Below are 22817 nucleotides of genomic sequence, written 5' to 3'. Positions count from 1 at the left end.
TGGCGTCCTATCTACCTGTCTCTCACATCCGGAAAAATACTTTAGCAAAATATCTCTGCCTATTTTTCAAAATCAGTGTTTATTTTCTAAAAATTATAAAATCACCATTGACAATATATCACGCTGACCTTAAAATATAAACATATACAAAACATAGTTTTGTTATTGAAACAACATCGATTTTCACGATTTTGATATGTGCACAGCAATTTTTGCAAATCGTGAAACCAAAATGGAGGAGGAAATGAAAGATGAGTTTTTCTACGATTGAGGAATTTGAACAGAAATACGTTGGAAGGTTAGAGGATAAGAAACTAGATTGGGAAGTTTTAGCTTTTCAAGAGGAAGTGGATCCTAGATATCGTCGTGCGCAAATGCGCTATATTGGACGCGGGGCAACAGCAAATGCAGATTCAAGTGTAATAGAAGCAAATAATTTTACACTAAGCACCATGGTTTTACCTCCAGGCTCCATTGGACCACTTCATCTCCATTCAGATGTCGAAGAAGTGTTCTTTATTTTAAAAGGAGAGATGAAAGTTCTTCTTCAGCATGAAGGGGAAGACCACGAGATTAAGTTAAATACACGTGATTGTGTTAGTGTTCCACCTGGAGTACAACGAGGCATACGAAATGATGGTGATGAGGACGCTATGATGCTTGTTATGTTAGGTGCACCAAAGCCGCAGCTACCGACATACCCTGAAGGCAGCGAACTTGAAAAATTGCGAATAGAACGTAAAAAAGAACGTGAGGCAATTATCAGTAAGGCAGATAAATAAAGCATAAAAGTCGTGCGGGGGGACTGACTGTTATTCGTTTCAGGTCATCTTGGCTGTCTTCTCGTTAGCTAAGATGGACCTGAGACTTGTTATCGGTTGTAAATTATAAATCCTATCTTCCTTAAAACTTGAAGTAGAACGTCTTTTTTAAAAGGGAGGTCTAAGTTGAATATAGATGAGCATGTATATGATATAACAATAATCGGTGGCGGCCCTGCTGGTTTATTTACTGCTTTTTATGGCGGTATGAGAAATGCGAGTGTAAAAATTATAGAAAGCTTGCCCCAGTTAGGCGGACAATTATCTGCGCTGTATCCAGAAAAATACATTTATGATGTAGCCGGCTTTCCAAAGGTTCGTGCACAGGATTTAGTTGATAACCTAAAGGAACAAATGGACATTTTTCCGGTTACTGTTTGTTTGGAGCAAGCCGTGCAAACCATTGAAAAGCTAGAAGATGATAGTTTTAAATTGATGACAGACAAAGAAATACATTACACGAAGACGATTATTATCACTGCGGGAAATGGTGCTTTTCAACCACGCCGTCTTAAAGTAGAGGGTGCAGAACAATATGAAGGGAAAAACCTGCATTACTTTATTGATAATGTAGATCAATTTACCGGTAAGGAAGTAGCTGTTTGTGGGGGCGGTGACTCCGCAGTTGATTGGGCATTAATGCTAGAGCCAATCGCTAAAAAGGTTTCTATTATTCATCGACGTGATAAATTCCGCGCACACGAACATAGTGTAGAAAATCTCAAGCAATCCCAAGTTTCTATAAAAACACCTTTTGTGCCGTGTGAATTAATTGGAGATCAAGATGGTATTAAACAAGTGATGATAGAAGAATCTAAAAGTGATAGAAAAGAATTAATTAATGTGGAAGATTTTATCGTCAATTACGGTTTTATATCATCGCTTGGGCCTATTAAAGACTGGGGTCTTGAAATTGAAAAGAACTCTATTGTGGTAAATTCGAAAATGGAAACAAACATTCCAGGAATATATGCAGTTGGAGATATTTGTACATACCCTGGAAAAGTTAAACTAATTGCAACCGGTTTTGGTGAAGCACCGGTAGCTGTAAGCAATGCAAAGGCATATATTGATCCAAACGTGCGTTTACAACCAAAGCATAGTACAGCAGTTTTCTCATCTTAAAAAGGAATGGAACATCAAGGAAACGAGCATTTTTGCTTGTTTCCTTTATTATTCTTTAGAGTGTTTAACTTTGTTTAAAGGCCTCGGCAAAACAGACATAAAAAATTCGGTTTAGTTTAAATTTTCTAATAATTCGTTGACAGTATAGAAAACATTGCTTACAATTAATGTGTATAATAAACGATGTTTTATATATAAAACATTAATGGTTTTAGTACCCTGGACATGTTGGGAATTCATTTGCGAAATATAAAATTAATCATTTGTAGGGGATGGTTAGTATGTTAAAGAAAAAATTTATTGTTATGTTCGTTAGTATATTACTAGTTTCAGCAGGTTGCGGCGATAATCAAGGTTCTACAAATACTGATGCTGAACAGGTAACCGAAATTACTTTTGCAGAACCTGCACGTATTTTATCGCTGGCACCTTTATATGTTGCCATTGAACAAGGTTTTTTAAAGGAAGAAGGTATTGAAGCTAATATTTCTTCAGGAGGCGGGGGTGCCCAAGTAACGGCTGCGTTATTATCAGGAGAGGCCCAGTTTGCTGCCTCTGGACCTCGAAGCATGTTTACCCCCCTTGAAAAAGGTGAAGATTTAGTCGCGATACAATCTTTAAATTCAGCTTTAACATTTGAAATAGCTTTATCTGATCAGTATATGAAAGAAAAAAATATTTCAGCTGACGCACCTTTGGAGGACAGGATTGCTGGTTTAAATGGAGCGACTATTGGTACGAATGTGGTAGGTGACTCTGGGGATGTATACACGAGATATTTGATGAAACTGCATGGTGAAGATCCTTCAACACTTGAAACAGTTAAATTATCAGGAACTGGTGCTAAAATTGGCGGAATGAAAGAAGGAACCGTCAATGGCGGCATTGCTTCACCACCTTTTGCTTTACAATCTCAGGAAGAAGAAGCTGGTCAACTAGCGATTAAAGCAAGTGAGGAACCCACATACGCAAACATGGTATGGGAAGTGATTTTTGCAGATAGAGAATACTTGGAAGAAAATCATGATACCGCAAAGAAAGTAGTACGAGCAATTGGGAAAGGAATCGAATTTACACGTGAAAACCCAGATGAATCAGCAGATTCCATTGCATCTTATTTTGATGGAACGGACGTAGAAATCATAGAAGAATCCTTAATAGGACTGAAAGAGACTTTCAAGGGCTATGGGGAAATGAATCAAGAAGCTTGGGATAATGCACAGGATCCGTTAGTAGAGTATGGAGAAATGTCTGGGGTTAATACCAAGCATAATACTGAGCCAGACGGTATTTGGACAAATGATTACATCGATGAAGCTTTTTCAACAAATGAATAGGAAATAGAAAAGGGGGTGAATGTAATGATTGATACGCAATTGGAAGATAAACATAAGTTATCAGCTAAGTATTTAGATGTTTCTTATGTGAACAATAAAACAGAAACAGAAGTAATAGCACTTCAAAATATTAATTTAGATATAAAAGAAGGAGAATTCATCTGCATCGTAGGCCCAAGTGGTTGTGGAAAGACTACATTTTTAAATACGGTTGCCGGACTTATTGAGCCAAGCAGGGGTACCATTTTATTAGACGATCAGAAGGTGAATGGACCAGGAAAAGACAGATCCATGGTTTTCCAAAACCCAAGTCTTTTGCCGTGGCGCACGGTAATAGATAATGTCTTATATGGTCTTGAATTACAAAAAAGAGTCTCCTATGAAACAAAGAAAAAATCACAAGAATATATAAATATGGTAGGTCTAAAAGGGTATGAACATCATTATCCTCATGAATTATCAGGAGGTATGCAACAAAGAGTAAATCTTGCCCGTGCTTTAACAGTAGATCCGTCTCTTCTTTTATTAGATGAGCCCTTATCAGCGTTGGATGCCCAAACGAGAGAATTTATGCAGGAAGAATTACTTCGAATCTGGAGCGAAACTAAAAAGACAAGTATATTTATAACCCATCAAATTGATGAAGCTGTATATTTAGCTGACCGTGTGTTTGTTTTTGGTGCTAGGCCTGGACGAGTTGTAGATAGTATAGATATCAATCTTCCTCGTCCGAGAAAATTGAGTATTAAACGTGACCCCGCGTTTTTACATCTTATTGATCACATTTGGTCGATTATAGAAAAAGAATCAACAAAACAAGGATTCCAATAGAAAGAATATTTTATAAAATGAAAGGAAAATGTCATGCAAAAAAATGATACTGTCCCAATTTCAAGAAACTCAACAATACAAAGACTTAAGAAAATAAGAAAAGATAAAAGTGGGTTAATGATTAGTACTCTAGCTATTGTTCTTTTTATTATCGGTTGGGAAATCGTTTCTCGAAATGAATGGGTTAACCCGCTATTCATTAGTTCCCCTCTTGCAATAATACAGGCTGCAGCAACTATGTTACAAGAACCAGATTTTTGGAAAAATTTAGGCGTAAGTGGATATGAATTTGGTGTTGGATTTCTACTAGCAATGGTCATTGGGATTCCGATGGGAGTGTTCTCTGGTTGGAATTCGACCTTTAATGCCATTGTTAATCCTTTTATATCGGGTTTGTACGTGACACCAAAAGTGACGCTATTGCCTGTAATTATTATTGCTTTTGGGATTGGCCCAGCTTCTAAAATTGTCATTGTATTCTTAATGGCTTTTTTCCCAATTGTTATGAGTGCTCAAAAGGCAATGAATACATTAGATCAGAGTTTAATAAAAGCTTCTCGTACGTTCACAGCTAATGATTTTCAAGTCTTTAAGACGATTGCTCTTCCCTCAACAGTTCCTTTTCTATTAAACGGTATTCGATTAGGGATAGGACAGGGGTTAATAGCTGTCGTAGTAGGTGAATTGTTTGCTTCTTCTGCTGGTATTGGCTACCAGCTGACAAGTGACGGTCAGAACTTACAAACAGATCGAATGTTTGTAGGGGTATTAGTCATTACTTTGACAGGAATTACGCTTACTGCATTGTTAGGAACAATAGAAAGACGTTTTTCATCATGGAAGCCTGAAAATAATTAATGCAGCATATGTAAGCTGTGCATACGCCGCATTGTTTGGTTTCTTCCGCTAGTAAATATATAAAATCGGCTAGTATTTTCGAACGAACGGCGAGAAAAAGCTTGGCGAGTAAATGCGTCTATTCGGCTAGTATTACCAATTAAATGGGAAAAAAGCATGCTTTATGGGTGCCCCTCCTGAAACGGCGGATCCATACTCCAAATGCAAGAACAAAGCAGCAGATTGCAGAACAAAAGAAAAAATTACTCTGTGCAGTAGGGGTCAGGTATGCAAGTCTGTTGCATACCTGCATGCAATCCAGGGTATCTAGGAAGTGGATAGACCTCTGTTTCTTAAAAACTGCATGTCTGAAAAAAACATTAAAAATTATTCATCAAATGGCAAGCCAGCTGAATTTTTAAGATGTCTTCTGGGTCATCAAGTTCAATGTTCAGTCGTTTTTCGATTTTTTTGAGACGCTGGTATAGGGTATTAATATGGATGTGCAATGTTTCGGCTGATAATTTAGCATTTCTATTCGATTCCATGTAAACAATAAGTGTTTTTTCCAAGTCCAAGTCATTGGTTTTAAGCGGCTCAAAAATTTCATCTACAAACCTATTCATTTCTTCAGAGGATTGATCCAAAAATAAGCGATTTACCCCAATATCCTCGTAATGAATAATCCCTTTTTCCTTTCGTTTTGATAAATAGGCAAGTGCTTTGTTTGCTTCATCATAGCTTTTTTTATATTTTCCATTCCTTTATAAAGCCTGCCAATTCCTACAGTTAAGTGATGAGTGTTTCTCTGTTTAGATTCTTTAACGGTATTATTAACGATTGACGTAACTTTTTGCATGTCTGTTTCCCTTTGCATAGATATCATCAAATTGATTTTGTTGTGAAAGCCGAACACTAAGTAGTCAAACGGCTGCAGCTGACTTTTTAAACTAGAAACGAATTGGTGAATGTTAGCTTCAAGAAGTTGCTTGAACGGGATGATTTTGAGGAACGCATCGCATTTGGAAAGCCTATTTCCCTGCACGAATTTTTCTACCCAGTAATGCAGGGGTATGATTCCGTTATATTAAAAAGTGATATTGAACTTGGTGGAACCGACCAGCATTTTTATGGGCCGGCATTTCCAAGAAAGATATGATGAAGAACCACAAGTAGCGATGGTAATGCCTTTATTAGAAGGGCTTGACGGTGTAGAGAAGATGTCTAAATCCAAGAAAAACTACATTGGGATTGATGAAAGTCCCAATGAAATGTACGGAAAAGCTATGTCCATTCCAGACGAAACGCAAAACAAATCAAAGAGTTTGTAGACGTCTATGGTCCGTACCCTTTTAAAATTTTAGGCGATCCTACATTACATTCTTATAAAGATCTATCCCTTAAACGTCTATCTATGCGAAGAGCTCTGATAATGATTGCCCAGTACCTCATGGCAGGAAGATAGGGAGAAAGTAGAAACCTTATTCCATAACATGCCGGTCTATGTTTTTGGCAGGGTGTAACGATAAAATACAGGCAGCAAAAACGCATGTTATGGATATGATATGAATTACAAACGAAGAACCCCAGATACACAAGGATTTTTAAATATTTTCTTGGTTATCTGGGGTTGTGTTTTTTGAGCATTTTATTTTACAAATTTAAGCGTCCACTACAGAGCATTCAAAAACCATTCGCTCCTAAGGCTAATTATACGTCTATAGCTCCTTCTGTATTTCCTCTATATGCATGACGATGGGGTGTGTCTCCATTGACGGAAGTGACCCCTTCAAAATAATGAAAATGTCCGCCTCCAGGAATTCGGACACCAGGTCCCGTTATGCCTCTAATCTCATGTCTGTGTCCTGCATCAACGGATGTAATAGTCATGTATTCGTGAGTGTGCTCCACACCACTAGGAGCAGGTTCTGTGGTCCCGACGTAATCATGACGGTGGCCAACGTTAACGGATGTCACTCCAGAAAATTCGTGGACATGGACAGGTTGTCTGTTCCATGATGTAAGATACAGTTGATGGGTATGCTCTCCGTTTGAATCGAGAGAACCAGAGGAATACATGAAACCTGAAACAGGTATTTCCATTTTCATCATCCTTTCTAGAGGTGTCATTTTAAATTTATGCAGGGGCGACTTATATATTAAAAAATGTTTCCAATATTTCAATGGTTAAATATAATACAAAATTCATGTTATAGAGAAATTTAAATCAAGCAGCCTTTCTATTAAGCAAACGCCATTTTCCGTTATACTATCTTCTCCCTCAAGTATTTTGTTTTAAAAACTAGGATCGTCTGTCTAACTTTCACAGGTGATTAATCTTGGAGAAAAAGGTATAGAAGATTCAAACGAAATGGTAGATCGTTTTTTAAAAGGCTAAGTCCAATCTATAGGTATTTGAGCGATTTTTATTAACAAAATGGAGGAGTAGTAATGTGCCGTGAACAAAAATCCTCCCCGCAATATACTAGCTAGTAATAGGGGGAGGTAAAAAAGTTTTTTATTTAAGTTATTATTTTTTACAAAGGAGCTTTATTTTATAGTAGAACGGTGCATTTATCCTGCTTTTGCGGTTTTATTTACAATGAGGACGGTGTTTATCCATTTCGCCGCCTACAAGTTGTGGATCAAGGCATTGAATCGCACAGAAGCAATCAAGGTCTACTTCAATACAATGTCTCGTGCGCTCAAGTTCCTCAACGTCACATAAAGAAGCAGGATCTACGCAGCAATTGTCAAAATCCAGGTTATTATCCGGGCGTAATAAAGATAAAGTAGCGCAGCCGCTGCATTTATCTACTTTTTCTACACGAAAAAAGACTGTCTGGAAGCAGTTATCTTGGCCAATACCTCCTGTTGCATGAAACAATTGTCCGCTTTTGGCTTGAAGAACAAACGGCACCGTATCCAAACCGTTAATATTTCCAGTGGGGCTTAGTAAATTACGGCTGCATTTGTTTTCGCAGGCATCGAAATTCTCTGCTTCATCTTGAGCTTCTTTTATTTCAAGCACTGCATCCAAAACGCAGCTTCCTTTTTTACTAGTATTTCCCCCTCTATTCATTTCCTCTATGCTTTCCGTTTCATTATTTTTTCTGCCCATTTGTTTTCATTCCTTTCTTTATTTGTCATGATATAGCGTATACCTAAGGAATAATAAAGTGTTAGGCATTCTGGTACATATTTACAAATCAGGCTCGTGCCGTTTCTTTAGTGAAAACCTCTGCAAATCAATAAAAGCAGGTGTTCTTGTTGATCACCTATGAATCGAAAATTGCAAATATCCAATACGTATGTTAATTTCTATTAACTTTATTACTGGTTACAAGTTTACTGCTGTCGGCAGCTGGGAAAATAAGCAGTATTACTTTAAAGATTTTCTTGATACAAACTATGCTGTAAAAGAATTAGTGAAATAAGATGAGTTGTTAGGTGAAGGTTTTGACTATTAATATAGTTTGTTAAAGTAGTCGGCCAATTAAATACATAAAAATATGTACCATAGGATGAATAGTAAGGAGGTAGACCGGGAATATGCTTATTAATTTAAATAATATACGCAATAACATGGAAGCAAGATTAGAGATATTGTAACAACAAGGTTTCTAGTAATAGATTATTCAGTTTTATGGAGGAACGTTAAACGTTGAAGAACTCCTATTAACTCCGGAACCAACTGTTCCCAATCATTACATCTTGCTACCATTACCCCATTGTAGTATTGACAAGCCAAAACATATGGAAATATTATGAAAGAGTAAATTGCTGGACATGGAAAGGAGGTGAAGGGTTGAACGTACGTATTACAGTGTTTCTTCCTTTACTATTCCTATTGGCTGTATCTTTGCCTGCTCAAGCAATTGCGGAAAAAGGGGGCAATCCGTCTAGAGAAAAAGGGAACGTGGTTCAGCAAGATCAAGTTCCAGAAGCCGTACATACCAAAGCAAATAAAGACAACGCAAAGAAACAATCCGCACAAACGAATAAAAATCAGAATGCTGACACGTCTATTGAAAATAAAGGGAAATCAAGAGATGTTTCTGATGACACGAAGCACCAATCTACGAAAGAAAATAACAGTCAAAAGGGCAGCACTTCAGTTGAAAAGAAAAGAAAATCGAAGGGTTTGCCGGACCAAGCAAATGAGAAAGCAAAAGAAGCAGTTCATAAAAAAGTTCAACATAAAGAAAAAGAAACAAAATCAGATCGATCTCCGCAAAAACAAAAGGGGAAGGAAAAACAAAAAGAACCTGTCTCGGCTCAGGATACAGCACCTCATTCTCGTGAAAAAGTTCAAACAAACAATAAACGTCAATTTGAAAAAAGTAACGTCGAACCTGCTAGTGAACCTAACGCGTCAGAGCGCCCACAACAAGATTTACCTTCTCCATTACCAGCTAAGAAGGAATGGGAGCTGCACATTCTCCAAGCTCAACAATCTATGAAAATTCATGTTGGATCCGCCAATGATTATAAAGGGGGCAGTAAGACCAAACTGGATTTTCTGTATGGTGAAACCGTTCGATTAGGAGTTAGATGGAAACAACCTTTTGTAAAGAGACACCATATTTTCCGTAACCAATGGGTTAACGCACCGCCAACACCACCGCCGAAGCTTGCTCCTTCATTTTTACGTCATGTATAAAACCTAAAAAATAATAGAAATGAAGGAGCGAAATAAACATGAAAATCAATCTTTTAAACGGTAAAACAGTTGTAAAAACGTTCATTCTAGCAGGTGTGCTTTCTATTGGAGCGGGAGTTCAAGTGAGCGAAGCCGCAGGAAAAGGCGGTAAGCAGATGAACCATGCTAAGGTTGAACAAAACGTTCCAGCTGAAAAGATAGCAGAAGGAAAACAAAATCCATCTGCAGAAAAAAAAGCGAAGTCAAGAGCAAGTGAAAAAGCCAGCGACCAAGCAAAAGCCAACGCCTCAGCTAACGCAGCCGTACATTTTTCAAATAACGAAGACACAGCAAAAGAAGAAAAAACAGAAGAGGAAGCTGCAAGAGAAGAAACGACTGAAGAAGAAGCAGCTGATGAAGAAGTAAAAGAAGTAATAGAAGATGCCGTCGTATTAAATGGGGAAACTAAAAACGGCCCAGAAGAAGAAGGAAATGAAGACGCAGCTACAGGAGTTGAAGAAACCGAAGAGAATACAGATGAAATGGTAAATCCTTCTGCTGAAAACAAGCTGCTTGCAATGGCAAGTGAAAAAGCAAGCGAGCAAGCTGTCATTCACGCTGCCTTTCATTCGACTGTTCTTGCACGTTTAGAAGAAGATGAAACAGAAGAATCAGAAGAAGACGTAGATGCAGATGAGAAGGAAACAGACGAAGCAGCAAATCAATAAACATTTGCTGCCGCTCTTAAAAGCTCTGTGGAAAATAAACTCCACAGGGCTTTTCTCATGAAATTTCGAAGAAATGCTAATATTCCTCTAATCATTTGTTAAGTCACACCAAAAAGGCTGCCCCAATAAGCCGGTTTTATCGACTTATGGAACAGCCCTTTTGTCATTAATGATGGTTAGACAGGTGCATCGATTTCATCATCTTCTAGTTTTTTCTCTAGATAGTCGATGTCTTTTCTGGCATTAAATCGTTCTGCTTTTTCAATTTTAACGGCAACGCTGTATTGTGGAATGCCTGAAGGACTGTCATAGATACCTTTAGGGATTAGGAAGTTGCCCTCTGGGAAGTGAAGTCCTATGTTTCCGCGTGCGATATCCGTAAAGAGCGCTTTGCCTTGGAAAACGCCATGCTGATTGTACACAACGATTCCTTCCCCTTCAACAATATTTAAGGTGTTCGCATCTTCTGCGTTCAGAAGGACATCATATCGTCCAGCATTATTGAATGGATCTGTTTCCTTAAATACCATGGAGTTAAATTGCTTGCCGCGTCTTGTAGTTACGTAGAATGTACCTTCCGGCTTTTCAAGGTTTGGTATGTCAATTGGAATTAAGTTCCCTCGACCGTCCGGCGTTGGGCATACACCGTCTTCACATAACCAGGCGCCGCCCCATTGAAAGACATCCCCTTGTTTTTTCAAGTGTTGAATCCCATCGTAATCAGGGTTTGCTTTGGCAATTTCGTCTCGAATCTCTTGGGCTGTTTCAAAGTTTACAAGGTGTGCTGTTTCAGGCTTCACTCGTTTAGCAAGATCCACATAAATTTTCCATTCCGCCCGAGCTTCTTCCACCGGCTGCTTGTTTCCTGCAATTTCAGGCGAGAAATAAACCATACGCTCGGTTGATGTTGAGGTACCGCCGCCCTCTTGTTCAAAACGCGTTTTTGCTGGAAGAACAATCACTGCTTCTTTCGCGTCCACTAAAGTCGAAGTATTTAATATAATATCCTGATGGACGCGAATATCTACTTCCGAGAGAGCTTTTTCGATAAATTCAGGGTTTGGCATCGTTTCTAAAAAGTTACCACCGCTCATATAGTAGAGTTTCAGCTTTTTCTCATGGTCGTCAGGAAGGGCTGCATGCTCAAGATTAACCCCTACAATATCACCTTGCCATTTAGGAAGATCAAAACCCCATAATTCTTCGATTCGTTTTACATTGTCCTCATCCCAGCCGCCGCCAGGGAGAACAAATGGATCAGCTCCCATTTCGCCTGTGCCTTGTACACTAGAGTGTCCGCGAAATGGCATTAAACCGGCATTTTCTCGGCCGAGATAGCCTCGTAGCAGTGCAAGGTTTGCCACTTGGGAGATGTTATCTGTTGCAAAGGAATGCATCGTTAACCCTAACGCCCAGGCGAATACAGCATTTTTGCTGTTAGCTAGTAATTCAGCTAATTCTCGAATCCTTTCTTTTGACATACCGGAAGAATGAATGATTTTCTCCCATGAAAGCTCATCGACTTTTGTTTTTAATTCTTCATAGCCATTCACATGGTCTTGTACAAATGCATGGTTAATAGCAGAACCGTACTGTTCTTCTTCCATTTCAAACCAGTACTTCATGATCCCATGCATAAAAGCAATGTCGCCCCCAATATTCACTTGGTAGAAATCATCAGCAACCTGTGTCCCAAACAATGCAGATTCGGCATTGGACGGAACCCAATATTTATCCATGGCCGGTTCTTTGTACGGATTAATAACAATAATTTTCGTACCTTTTTTCTTAGCAGCCAGCATATACTTGGTAGATACCGGTGAAGCGTTCGATGCTACACTTCCCCAGAATACAAGGACGTCCGTTCCGATCCAGTCTTTATACGTACAGCTGGACGCCCCGATACCGACCGAACGCTTCAGCGCCGTTTTGGATGGAGAGTGACAAATACGGGATGCGTTATCGACATGGTTTGTCCCTAAAAAACGTGCAACTTTGCCTGCGGTATAATAGGATTCATTTGTAATCCCTCTTGAGGTAAGGTAAAAAGCATATTGTTTTGGATCTAATGTTTTCATTTTTTCAGCGATCATATCCATCGCACCATCCCAGCTGATTCGAGAAAATTTATTTTCCCCTTTACGGCGGATTAATGGATAGGGGATGCGTCCCATTTTACGAAGCTCTGCGCTTGAATATTGCCGCAGTCTATCCACATCAGCATGGACAATCTCTTCTTTTAAAGGCGGCATCGTGCTTAAACGCAAGACATTCAACCGGGTCGTGCAAATATGCGGTCCTTTTAATGTTTGGTCATACAAACCGGAAACCCCGAGGGCACAGCCGTCACAAACCCCTTTTGTGAGAATGTTTGTGGCGTATTTCAAGTTATCTTTATTTTCCCAAGCCACCTTCATGGTGTCACGAATGTGTTTTGGTTTAATCTTTCCTAATCCAAACGGGACAGGGCTTACCCAATGTTTGGGAGCGGGGATTTTTGAAATACTGGTAGGACCGCTATGTAAAGTTCCTTTTTTAGGGTCTTTTTTTGTTACATTACTCATGCAAATCAGCTCCTTTAGGAAAATACTATGTTTCCATACGCAATTCTTTGCTGAGAGGCTAAAAAAACCACCGTACTTTCTTGGGTGAAAAATATAACGGTGGTCTTTAACAGGGCCGCTGCCAAGTACCAACCTTTGTTACAAATGTATATGTGTTTTTTAGATCTAAGACGTTTAACGGGCAGACTTAAACAGGAGCGCTGCTAAGGTCTCACCCTACTTTAGGAAAATTAGGATCAAGGTATAAGAAAAACTAAAGGCTTTCGCCATTAAGGACTTGGCGATAAGCCAAGTTTTTCTTATATAAACAGATTTCGATTAGCTTACTAGTTTCTCCTTCGACTCTTTTTCTTTTTTAATCTTTTTAATATCTAATCGAGTTAAGATGGAAATAATGAGTGCTAAAATAAATAATCCGCTAAAGAAATTTAAACTGGCTGCATAGCTCCCCGTTGTATCTTTCATCCAGGCTGCAAACATAGGACCTGCTAAGCCGGCGGCAGACCAGGCGGTTAAAATATAACCATGAATGGCTCCAAGCTGCTTTGTTCCGAAAATGTCTCCAATATACGCTGGAACAGAAGCGAAACCGCCTCCATAACAGGCATATACAATGACAACCATCACCGCATACACAACTTGATGTGTAATGGAAGGCAGGAAGAAAAAGATAGGGATTTGCAGTACGAAGAAGGCCGTATATGTATTTGGTCTTCCTATGTAGTCTGAAACAGCAGCCCAGCCAATACGGCCAAGCCCATTCGCAATGCCTAATGCTCCAACTAAAGCGGCGGCTGCACCTGTTGTTAATCCAACGCTTTCAATGGCCAATGGCTTCATGGCAGAGATAACGGCAATACCGCACGTCACATTGATAAAAAGCATGAACCATAAAAAGTAAAAACGCTTTGTTTTAACGGCTTCGTTTGCCGTTAATTGAGCTAAATCTTCTTTGGCTTTCATTTTAGATGTACTAGCTTTTTCTTTAAATCCTTCTGGCAGCCAGCCTTCAGGAGGTTTTTCAAGATAAAGACAGGATAACAACATAATGATGAAATAAGAGATTCCCAATATAAAAAATGTATTCGCAATTCCTGTTGAGTCAATTAAAGCATCCATAATGGGGCTGGCTATGGCTGCTGCGAACCCAAATCCCATAATGGCAAGTCCAGTTGCTAAACCTCTTCGGTCGGGAAACCATTTGACTAACGTGGATACCGGTGCAATATAACCAACGCCAAGGCCGATTCCCCCGAGTGCACCATAAAAGATATACAGAAGGGTCAAAGATTCCATATTTACAGCCACACCTGAACCAGCAACCCCAACGCCAAAAAAGGCAGCAGCAACTAACCCTGCAGTTTTAGGGCCGTACTTTTCTACGAAGTGTCCCATAAAAGCAGCAGATAATCCTAAAAATAAGATAGCTAAACTAAAGGTTAGCTGTACTTGGCTGTCCGACCATCCATATTGCTCCGTTAATGGCTGGGTAAAATTACTCCATGCATAGACAGAACCTATAGAGAGGTGGATGCCAACGGCTGATAAGGCAATAAGCCAACGATTTTTAACTTTTCCCATGGTTGTTCACTCCTTTTTTATTCAAAAAAACCGCCGCCTTCTTTTGGAGTAATGATCGTATCAAGGAAATCTGCGATCACCAAAAAAAAGCGACGGTTAGTATAGAGCAGGAACGCTACTTTTTACCAACGTTCAATCTTTTAAATTATGTATGCAAAAATTATAACCGAAAACAGGATCGCTGCCTCGTGTCATAATTGTTACAGAGTTATGAACATATTGCATTTTACCTTATTATAAGTAAAAAATCAATATTATTGATAGTGAATCTATTAATATCTATGTATTTGGTTAAGATCAATATAATCGGTTTACAGTCTTTTAAGTGAATCGTCTGTTCCTTTTCTTAATCTTCTGTTTGGATCCAACCCGGTCGATAGTATTTATTCCTTCATCAAGTGCAGCATGGATGGTTTGAATAGAACGTTCTTCATTCGTTCCACCTTACATCCAGCCAGCTATAGCCCAAGTTCCGAGCGCAATTCGAGAAGATTTATATATATGTGTCAGCTAAATGAAAATATTCTATTCATTTTCTACACCCTTTCTTTAGGGAATGGTATATCCTTAAACATTCTCTATAGTACAGAAGGGTATTTGTACTGTGGAGCATGCTCTTTTTTGTATGAAGATTTTTGATGCGTAACTTGATGACTGTAAAATCAAAGATAAAGAGCTTCGGCAAGAAAAGCTGTACCTATTCTCAAATGATACTATTCATGAATAGATTGATAATGTTTTATTTCGATATTTTCAAATACAGCCGTCCCGCCTTCGGAAAAAAGTGAGATACCCTCATCAGCTAATGGAGGAAATACTTGATGGGAGTGAACGGTTTTCCCATCATCTATAAACACTTCGATACTTGTCTTATCAACGAGAACTTTTAAATGAACGTTCTTTTTACTTGCATCAAAAGGAGCATTACTTTCCACAAGTTGATGGCTATCGTCGGGTTGGTCTGTAGAGCCTCGATTAACGTAGGAATAGCGGCCTTCTGGAAAAATGCCAACATCGATATGGCGTGTTTGATCTGCTGATTCTCGTAGACGTAATCCTGCATTCTCGATCTCTGACCAGGATATATCGGCCTCAAGTTGATAAGCAGTTCCTGTCGTTTCAAGCGTTTTTATGCCATCTACCTCGATATTGGCATAAGAATCCGTCGAATGGGTTAATTGATTCAAGTCTTTAATCGGCTGGGAGGTAAGGTAGTAATCATCATTCTCTTGTTTTTTTAATTCGATTTTACGTACAATGGAATCCAGCCCATTAAAGCCTTCCCTCATAGTTGGGGTGTTGTCTGGATAATCCCAATTGTTCATCCACGCCAATGCATAGCGGTGGTTTAACTTATCATCACTTGTACCGTCTTCAAAAGTTACGCCCCCATACCAATCAAAGCCGTAATCCAGCCACTTTGGCTCCTCATGATCGGTGTGAAATTCTTCTCCATTATAATCACCAATCCAGTAAGCATAGGTGTTTGGCTTTCCTATTGATTCGCCATTCGCGCTTGCACCGAGGATCCATTTCACTGTCCCATCATGTGCCCGCATCACATAAAGGTCAGGACACTCTATCAGACCGATGTCTTCTGTTTGAAATCCCCCAGTATAGTTCCAATCTTTTAGGTTGTCAGACTCGTAAAAACCAATTTTTGTACCTTCTGCCATCAGCATAACCCATTTATCTGTTTGCTCATCCCAAATGATTTTAGGATCCCGGAAGTCTTCTATTCCAGGATTAGACATAATAGGCTCGTCACTATAAGAGGTGAACGATTGACCTTTGTCCGTACTGTACCATAGGAATTGTTCTTGGTCTCCGTTAGCGGAAGGCTGAGTTACGACCGCCACGACGGAGTCTTCTCCAAAGCCTGCCGTATTGTTCGTATCCACGACTACAGAACCCGACCAAGAATCACCATTTTCATTTGTATACTTAGGAATAGATACTCCTTCATCTTCCCAGTGCACCAAATCGGTAGATGTTGCATGACGCCATTCTGTTCCATTTCCATCCGGGTAGTCCCCATTATAGAGATAATAGTAATGATACTCCCCATCCAGATAGATCGGTTTTTGAGGATCGTTTTTCCAGTGATCCGGTGTGGTAAAATGGTAGTCGGCGCGGTATGTATCCTCTACTTCCGGTTTTTCTTTCTTATTATCGAGCCATTCGCTGAATAATAGTGAGGTTGTTAGTAGACAAAAAGGAAGGAGGAGAACAGCTAACCATTTCTTTTTTTTATTAAATCTTCTCTTAATCAAATAGATTCACCGCTCTTTTTTTCTATAATCTGTATCCTGTTATGATATTAGAAAAGTTTGGTTTTGCTTTTTTACAGGAAGAAAAGAAAATGCCAATAGATCATTGACATTTTCTTTCATTCTACTTTTTATTATTCGTCGACTGTAATTTGTCCTTGTTCCAGAATGCTGTCTTCCACTACAGAAGATTTTTTTCCTTTAAGGTCGAGTTTAAAGCTTGGAGAGAAGGTAGATTTATCATCTTCAAAATATCCTCTGTTTGTCATATAACTTGTTATAACGACATCATCACTGTTTTCTTGAGGGATAGCATAGTGTGCGTAGTTCCAAGTTACATCATGAGGGTCAAGGTCTTGGTGCAGTACAATGCCTGTTTTGTTCATAGGCTTGTATGGGCCAGTTAAAGAATTTGATACGTAACCTAACATATAAATGTCTTCATTATCAATGCCGTCAATGGTCATTTTGGATCCGCGAGCGCTTGTGAATAAATACCATTTTCCGTCCTTTTTGAAAATGTTCGGACGTTCAATTTCATCTGTTACCGTGTTTGATGCAACCAATGGTTTCATCACGTTTTTAAGCGTATAGTCGTCATTGATTTCAATGATGCCGATGGCGCCATTCGCTAGTTCAGCAAATTCTTTTTGAGGGCTTTCTAGGAGATTTTCTTTTTCATCCTGGAAGAATTTATTGCTGTTACTATAATAAGCTCTGTTGTATAGGGATTCTTCGCCTTGGTAACCTGTTTCTGTTCCTGTATTTGCTTCAAACACAAGGTATTTACGTCCGTTTTCTTCTACATAGTGAGGGTCTCTAAGGGTGTGGTTTTCATTAAAGTTTATCTCTTCGCCCCCAAAAGCTTGATTAACGTTTTGATAGATAGATCCGTCTCCGCCTTCAAAGATAGACTTATGATCTTCTACGCCATCTACTTGTAGTGTGCCAGCTTCTGGCTCGGATACGTTAACTTGTGCGGTTGTTAATGTTTGTTTCCCGTAAAGTTCTTTATCTAGATTAAATTCCGTTCGGTTCGTATAGAATAAGCGAACTTCTCCATCTGACGTAAAGGTTGCAGAACCGGACCATTCTTCTGATTGATCTTTCAAATAAGGATCGTCTGGTATATATTTATCCTCATCGTCAAATACTCTTCCAGCATTTTTCCAAGCATCGATCGATGTTTCGCCGGCTTTTTTATAGAACATATAAATAAATGTGTCATTGGCGTTTTTAGGGTCTCCGGCTAATCCGAAAAGAATATGGTAGCCATTATATTCAGCTACTGTGCCATCAGCGTTTTGCAGCGGCCAAGTATCCCACACATCCATATCGATTTCGCTGCCTTCTTCGTTGATTTTTTTCGCCGAAGGGATATTTTCAATCGTGGATGCATCAAATGAAGGTACCGTAAAGTCTGGGTCACCATGTTGATCAATCATATTTTTCATATCTGAGCGTGTAATGTGGGAGAATCCGTAATCTTCCTTGTGGTCCTTGGAATCTTTGGGAGCCGCATTCGTAACTAAAGCATCACCCCCTGCCAAAATGGCTGTACTAAGCGTGACTACAGTTGCTCGTTTGGCGAGACTTTTTAAGTTCATCGTAATTCCTCCTATCATTTTTTAAAGGACGTAATGTCCGTCCCCCTTCACAATTAAAATTATAGGAGAGTCATGGGTTTTTTGGATATGGAGTATATTGATGTGAATTTAGTCTTGTATTGATATAGACGTTTGACCAGATTTCTAAAGAGGAGGGAGGGGCAAAAAAATCCTGAGGAATGGCCCATTTTATTGAGCATTCTCCCAAGACTTTTGATACTCCTGCAGCAATTGATCACGATTTAGCTGTTTTTTTATATATTGCTGTGTTACAGATCCGAACTCTTCCCTAACGCCAACAGGAAAACCGAACCAGTTTGAGGACATCGTTTTTCCTCTTTTATAATACTGAATGGTTTCCTCAGCAAGCGGTCCTGATTTATCAGATTGGATATGATGAAAAGCAGGGATAAATTTAAATCGCTCTGTCATAAACAGTTGACCTTTTTCCGACGCAACCATCCAGTTTAAAAATTTTTTCGCTTCTTTCTTCTTTTCTGGGGTTGATTGTTTATTGACCACCCAATAATTCGGTGTGTTGACGATTAAGGCTTCATTATTAGGCTGGTCGTTAATCGGGATGGGCAGCATTCCAATATTCATATGGGGAGATCGTTGGTCAATGAACGGCTGTACCCAGTTCCCTTGTAAGATAATCGCTGCTTTTCCTGATGCAAAAACATTCATTTCCATGTTGTAATCCGTTGCCAGTGGCTTATCACTTCCATATTCGAGTGTGATATCCAATAGGTTGATTAGATCTTTAAACTTTTGGTTGTTCGTAATGGTTTCTGTCCCATTATTTAAGCTTTTTATATAAGTTTTTGGGTTTCTTTGTTGGGCAAAAGCAATATTCATAAGGTGATCCCCTAGTTTCCATTTTTCATAATATCCCGTGGCAAAAGGAGTAATCCCTGCTTCTTGTAACTTTTCTGCCGCTTTTTTTAATTCAGTCAGCGTGCTAGGCAGATCATCTATTCCTGCTTGATGGAATAGATCCTTATTATAAATAAATCCGTATCCTTCCATGTTCATCGGCATACCGTATAATTTGTCATCAAACGTCATTGGGGATAACGCCTTTTTATAAGCTTTATCGACCCATGGTTGGTTGGAAAGATCCTCTAGATAGTCCTTCCATATTTTAGCGTTCTCGTACCCCGGGTTTGTAAAAATATCAGGCCCCTTGCCAGCTGCTATCTTGGCTTTAAGGTCAGAAAAATCATCCATTGCCCCGCCTACTGTATGAACCTCAATATGTACGTTTGGATTTTCTTTTTCATAAGCATGGACCATTTGTTCAAATTGAGAGGCAATTTCAATTTTCGGATTCCTGATGTTCAATGTTAGTTCGTCTAGTTTTACTTGAGTTTCTTCGCTCACGGGTTTTGTTTGACATCCGGATAGAGATAAACTAACGATTAAACACAGGTGTAATATTTGTTTTGTCATACCGTCACCCCTGAAAAATGCGAGAAGCAGTTATCTGCTCGCAGCTTTCGGCTTGTTTTTATTTCTAAACTCAAAAGGTGTCTGACCTACTATTTTTTTAAATAATTTGGAAAAATATTTTTCATCTTGATAACCAAGCATTAAGGAGATCGAGTAGATCGTTTCTTCTGTTTCTATTAACCAGTTTTTTGCTTGGTCTGTTCTTAGCTTCGTGATGTATTTGGAGAGGGGCATCCCTGTTTCTTGTTTAAACTTTCTTGAGATGTGTTCGCGACTAAAAAAGAAAAGATTTGATAGCTTTTCGAGACTTATATCTTCCGTATAATACGTTTTGACATAGGATACTATGTCTTTCATACGCCGGGTGCCATCCAAATCATCCAGTCTGTGAATGGCTCGGTAGTGATGGTTATTCATTGCATTTTGTAAAGATCGAAAAGCATGTGGCATCTCTTTTAACGATGTTAACGGCTTTCCATTTACAAAACGAACAGGAATATCAAATTGATGATGAATCCATTCTTCAACGGTTAACCATTCATCAGGCAAGGTAATGATAAGACAAAAATTGCGATCGTTCTGAAGAGAAAATGCATTTCCTAGTTCTCGTTCAACAAGTTTGTTTGACAATTCTTCTATGTATGGTTCAGGATGATGCATTTGATAAAAAGAGATTAAAGTCATTTCATATTGATCAGCAGTTGGAAGATAGGGGAGAATATCATTTGATTCAAAAGCCTCACCCATACAAGCTGCTGTAATCAAATGATTCATGTGCAATTTTTTAAAGTTTTTATCGATTGTGTTTTTGTGAATACGGGACTCCACTTCGTTTTTCCAGGATTCCACGGCTTCTGACAAAGTAATATTAAATGGATCCTCTTCAATTGGTTTTAATAAATAATCGAAGCTTCTGTATTTAATTGCCTTACGCATAAACGAGTAGTCGTCATAGCCCGTAATGAATATCACTTTACCGGAATATGAAATGGCATCTAACCACTCTAAGACTTCCAACCCACTCATTTTAGGCATTTTTATATCTGTGAAAATAAGTTCAGGACTTTCATTCTCTATGAGCTTCTTGGCCTCTTCGCCGTTACTTGCTTCTAATATCTTTGTAATTCCGTGTTTTTGCCAGTGTCCCAAATAGCGCATGACTTCACGTACATTGATTTCGTCATCGGCAATTAAGGCTTTCAAAACGATTTCCTCCTCACATAAAATAAGCTCATTTATTAGCAAGTGTCGATTCTATCGGAAGAACGATGGTAACGATAAAGCCTTCCCCATGATTTGTATCGATTTCTAAGCCGGCGCTTGGTCCATAATTAAGAACGAGACGATCATGAATATTTTTTAAGCCGATATGCTCATGGAAATAATCACTTTCATAAGGGGATGTATAGATATTATCTCTTAATGTTTGAAGCTTCTTACCAGGTAGGCTAGCACCGTCGTTTTCTACTACGAGATGTAAGTATCCATCCTTTATTTCTTCATAAATCTTTAATTGAGCATCGAAAAAACCTTCTTCATAACAGTGTTTAAAAAAGTTTTCTACAAGCGGCTGAAGGATCATACTAGGAATGGTCATATGAAGAATCGCATCACTTATATTAAGAGAATAGTTTACATTGTTTCGAAAACGCTCCATTTGAAGGGTGAGGAAGGCTTCTATATAATTCACTTCCTCTCGCACCTGCACCCATTGGTTTGCCTTAATGGAGTAGCGCATCATTTTAGATAAAGATGTCACTAATTGGTAGACGTTTAAAGCATTAGACCTTAAGGCAACGGCACCTATTGATTGCAAGGCATTAAATAAAAAATGAGGATTGACTTGTGATTTTAATGCTCTGAATTTATTTTCTTTATTTTCAATTTCTAATTTATATTCTCGATTAATATGAAGGTTGATTCGATCCATCATTTCCTTAATATGTTTTTCCAAATACCCAATTTCGTCTTGCCTCGAGTCATCAAAGGGTACATCCATATTTCCCCCTTCAATGTTCCGTACTTTTCGTGTAAGAAGTTTAATAGGATGTGTGATCTTGTACGTAATCATACTAATCATAATTACTCCTAATAATCCGATTCCTATCCCAACAAAAATAAATGTATAAGCAGTATTTCTCACATCGCTGAATAAAACATGACTCGGAGTTATCTTCACTAATTTCCATTGATCTAGAGGTCCTGATAAGGTGTTGGATAAAATAATATCTTCTGTGTCATTGTCTTCTGCGCTAATCTGCCGTTGCAATTCGGAAGGAACAGGCTCACCAATAAGTTGTTGATTACTTGCATACATGACCTGATTATTCTCATTTAAAAGCAGCACGGATTCTTCATCTTTTTCGATCAGGGTGTTACATATTCGGGCATAGGAATCCATGTCTACGTCCATTGAGAGAATTCCGAGAAATTCATTAGAGAGTACATCTACTATTTTGTGATGAAAAGTCATTACCATGGTATCATCCGACTGGGGAACGATTGCTGCATTGTTGTAATTTTCAATACGGTGCGGCGGTTCCATAATGAACTTCAAGTTAGAATTGGAAAGTTGCTTAATAAAATCTTGCTTTAGAAAATCGGGTTTAGATTTACGAGCGCTCACCATCGCATTATAGACCGTAAACGATTCGTTATCCTTATCTATAAACAGTTGTACTTGGCGGATTTCGTTTCGCATTAGATAATAGTTTACTAAGCTTTTTTCTATGTAACTCGTATCGTTTGCCTCATTATGAAGAATTCGAAAAAATTCAGGATCACGATACAAGATATATGGTAGATGAATCATCTCATCAAAGTATTGCTCGAGCTCTTCGGAGTTCTGTTGAAGCTCTACCTGGCTGTTTTCGAGCTCATGAGATTCCACACTACTTTTTGTATATCCATATATAAAAAACACGGATAAAAAGTACGGAAAGATAATAAAAATAAGCAGCATGATCAATAGGCGTCTTTGGATGCTTTTCATGAATCCGCCCCTTTCACTAAAGAACCAATG

18 protein-coding genes and 1 pseudogene are annotated in these 22817 nt (G+C 38.8%); 8 read left to right on the top strand and 11 right to left on the bottom strand.

The window, feature by feature from the left end; translation table 11 throughout:
- Positions 1-251 precede the first annotated feature (251 nt).
- From CEF16_RS07240 to CEF16_RS07220, 5 genes are all read left to right on the top strand, one after another.
- Positions 252-782 carry a cupin domain-containing protein gene (locus CEF16_RS07240; RefSeq protein WP_091582248.1) on the top strand — a complete coding sequence of 177 codons (531 nt, stop codon included), beginning with the start codon at positions 252-254 and terminating at the stop codon, positions 780-782.
- 165 nt (positions 783-947) lie between these two features.
- Positions 948-1946, top strand: coding sequence for an NAD(P)/FAD-dependent oxidoreductase (locus CEF16_RS07235; RefSeq protein WP_091582252.1), 999 nt, complete (start codon positions 948-950; stop codon positions 1944-1946).
- Positions 1947-2227: 281 nt separating this feature from the next.
- Positions 2228-3283 carry an ABC transporter substrate-binding protein gene (locus CEF16_RS07230; RefSeq protein ID WP_170031685.1) on the top strand — a complete coding sequence of 352 codons (1056 nt, stop codon included), beginning with the start codon at positions 2228-2230 and terminating at the stop codon, positions 3281-3283.
- 24 nt (positions 3284-3307) lie between these two features.
- A complete protein-coding gene (locus tag CEF16_RS07225) occupies positions 3308-4114 on the top strand; it encodes an ABC transporter ATP-binding protein (RefSeq protein ID WP_091582258.1) in 807 nt (268 codons plus the stop codon).
- Between the two features lie 33 nt (positions 4115-4147).
- Positions 4148-4972, top strand: coding sequence for an ABC transporter permease (locus CEF16_RS07220; protein WP_091582261.1), 825 nt, complete (start codon positions 4148-4150; stop codon positions 4970-4972).
- 359 nt (positions 4973-5331) lie between these two features.
- Here CEF16_RS07220 and CEF16_RS07215 read toward each other — a convergent pair whose 3' ends face one another.
- On the bottom strand, positions 5332-5598 hold the full coding sequence (locus tag CEF16_RS07215; protein ID WP_091582263.1) for a PucR family transcriptional regulator: 267 nt from the start codon (positions 5596-5598) through the stop codon (positions 5332-5334).
- 11 nt (positions 5599-5609) lie between these two features.
- Positions 5610-5810 (bottom strand): hypothetical protein, encoded by a 201-nt coding sequence (locus CEF16_RS07210; protein ID WP_091582266.1) that lies wholly within the window; start codon positions 5808-5810, stop codon positions 5610-5612.
- Positions 5811-5936: 126 nt separating this feature from the next.
- Here CEF16_RS07210 and tyrS point away from each other — a divergent pair.
- Positions 5937-6267, top strand: a pseudogene (gene tyrS / locus CEF16_RS07205) (tyrosine--tRNA ligase); the annotation flags it as partial.
- A gap of 394 nt (positions 6268-6661) precedes the next feature.
- On the opposite strand, the gene CEF16_RS07200 reads toward tyrS, so the two are convergent.
- Positions 6662-7054, bottom strand: a complete 393-nt coding sequence (locus CEF16_RS07200) for a YmaF family protein (protein WP_091582269.1) — start codon at positions 7052-7054, stop codon at positions 6662-6664.
- A gap of 490 nt (positions 7055-7544) precedes the next feature.
- The gene (locus tag CEF16_RS07195; protein WP_425427969.1) at positions 7545-8072 is read right to left on the bottom strand and encodes a CotY/CotZ family spore coat protein; all 528 of its coding nucleotides are present in this window, start codon (positions 8070-8072) and stop codon (positions 7545-7547) included.
- A 687-nt stretch (positions 8073-8759) separates the two neighbouring features.
- Between CEF16_RS07195 and CEF16_RS07190 the strand changes: the two genes are divergently transcribed.
- On the top strand, positions 8760-9614 hold the full coding sequence (locus tag CEF16_RS07190) for a hypothetical protein (RefSeq protein ID WP_091582272.1): 855 nt from the start codon (positions 8760-8762) through the stop codon (positions 9612-9614).
- 38 nt (positions 9615-9652) lie between these two features.
- Positions 9653-10321 carry a hypothetical protein gene (locus CEF16_RS07185; RefSeq protein ID WP_091582275.1) on the top strand — a complete coding sequence of 223 codons (669 nt, stop codon included), beginning with the start codon at positions 9653-9655 and terminating at the stop codon, positions 10319-10321.
- Positions 10322-10497: 176 nt separating this feature from the next.
- On the opposite strand, the gene CEF16_RS07180 is transcribed toward CEF16_RS07185, so the two are convergent.
- The 7 genes from CEF16_RS07180 to CEF16_RS07150 all read right to left on the bottom strand — a co-directional run bounded on the left by CEF16_RS07180 (position 10498) and on the right by CEF16_RS07150 (position 22787).
- Positions 10498-12885 (bottom strand): FdhF/YdeP family oxidoreductase, encoded by a 2388-nt coding sequence (locus CEF16_RS07180; protein ID WP_091582277.1) that lies wholly within the window; start codon positions 12883-12885, stop codon positions 10498-10500.
- Between the two features lie 318 nt (positions 12886-13203).
- Positions 13204-14466 (bottom strand): L-lactate MFS transporter, encoded by a 1263-nt coding sequence (locus tag CEF16_RS07175; RefSeq protein WP_091582280.1) that lies wholly within the window; start codon positions 14464-14466, stop codon positions 13204-13206.
- A gap of 713 nt (positions 14467-15179) precedes the next feature.
- Positions 15180-16736 (bottom strand): glycoside hydrolase family 32 protein, encoded by a 1557-nt coding sequence (locus CEF16_RS07170; protein ID WP_425428018.1) that lies wholly within the window; start codon positions 16734-16736, stop codon positions 15180-15182.
- Positions 16737-16870: 134 nt separating this feature from the next.
- Positions 16871-18343 (bottom strand): glycoside hydrolase family 68 protein, encoded by a 1473-nt coding sequence (locus CEF16_RS07165; protein ID WP_091582285.1) that lies wholly within the window; start codon positions 18341-18343, stop codon positions 16871-16873.
- Positions 18344-18532: 189 nt separating this feature from the next.
- Positions 18533-19795 (bottom strand): ABC transporter substrate-binding protein, encoded by a 1263-nt coding sequence (locus CEF16_RS07160; RefSeq protein WP_091582287.1) that lies wholly within the window; start codon positions 19793-19795, stop codon positions 18533-18535.
- A 30-nt stretch (positions 19796-19825) separates the two neighbouring features.
- Positions 19826-20998, bottom strand: coding sequence for a response regulator (locus CEF16_RS07155; protein ID WP_091582290.1), 1173 nt, complete (start codon positions 20996-20998; stop codon positions 19826-19828).
- A gap of 28 nt (positions 20999-21026) precedes the next feature.
- Positions 21027-22787 (bottom strand): cache domain-containing sensor histidine kinase, encoded by a 1761-nt coding sequence (locus CEF16_RS07150; protein WP_091582292.1) that lies wholly within the window; start codon positions 22785-22787, stop codon positions 21027-21029.
- Positions 22788-22817: the final 30 nt, after the last annotated feature.

This window comes from Alteribacillus bidgolensis, assembly GCF_002886255.1.
In the GTDB taxonomy this organism is placed as follows: Bacteria; Bacillota; Bacilli; order Bacillales; family Marinococcaceae; genus Alteribacillus; species Alteribacillus bidgolensis.
Note: the sequence above shows the minus strand (reverse complement) of the source record. Positions and strands in the feature narration are given on the sequence as shown.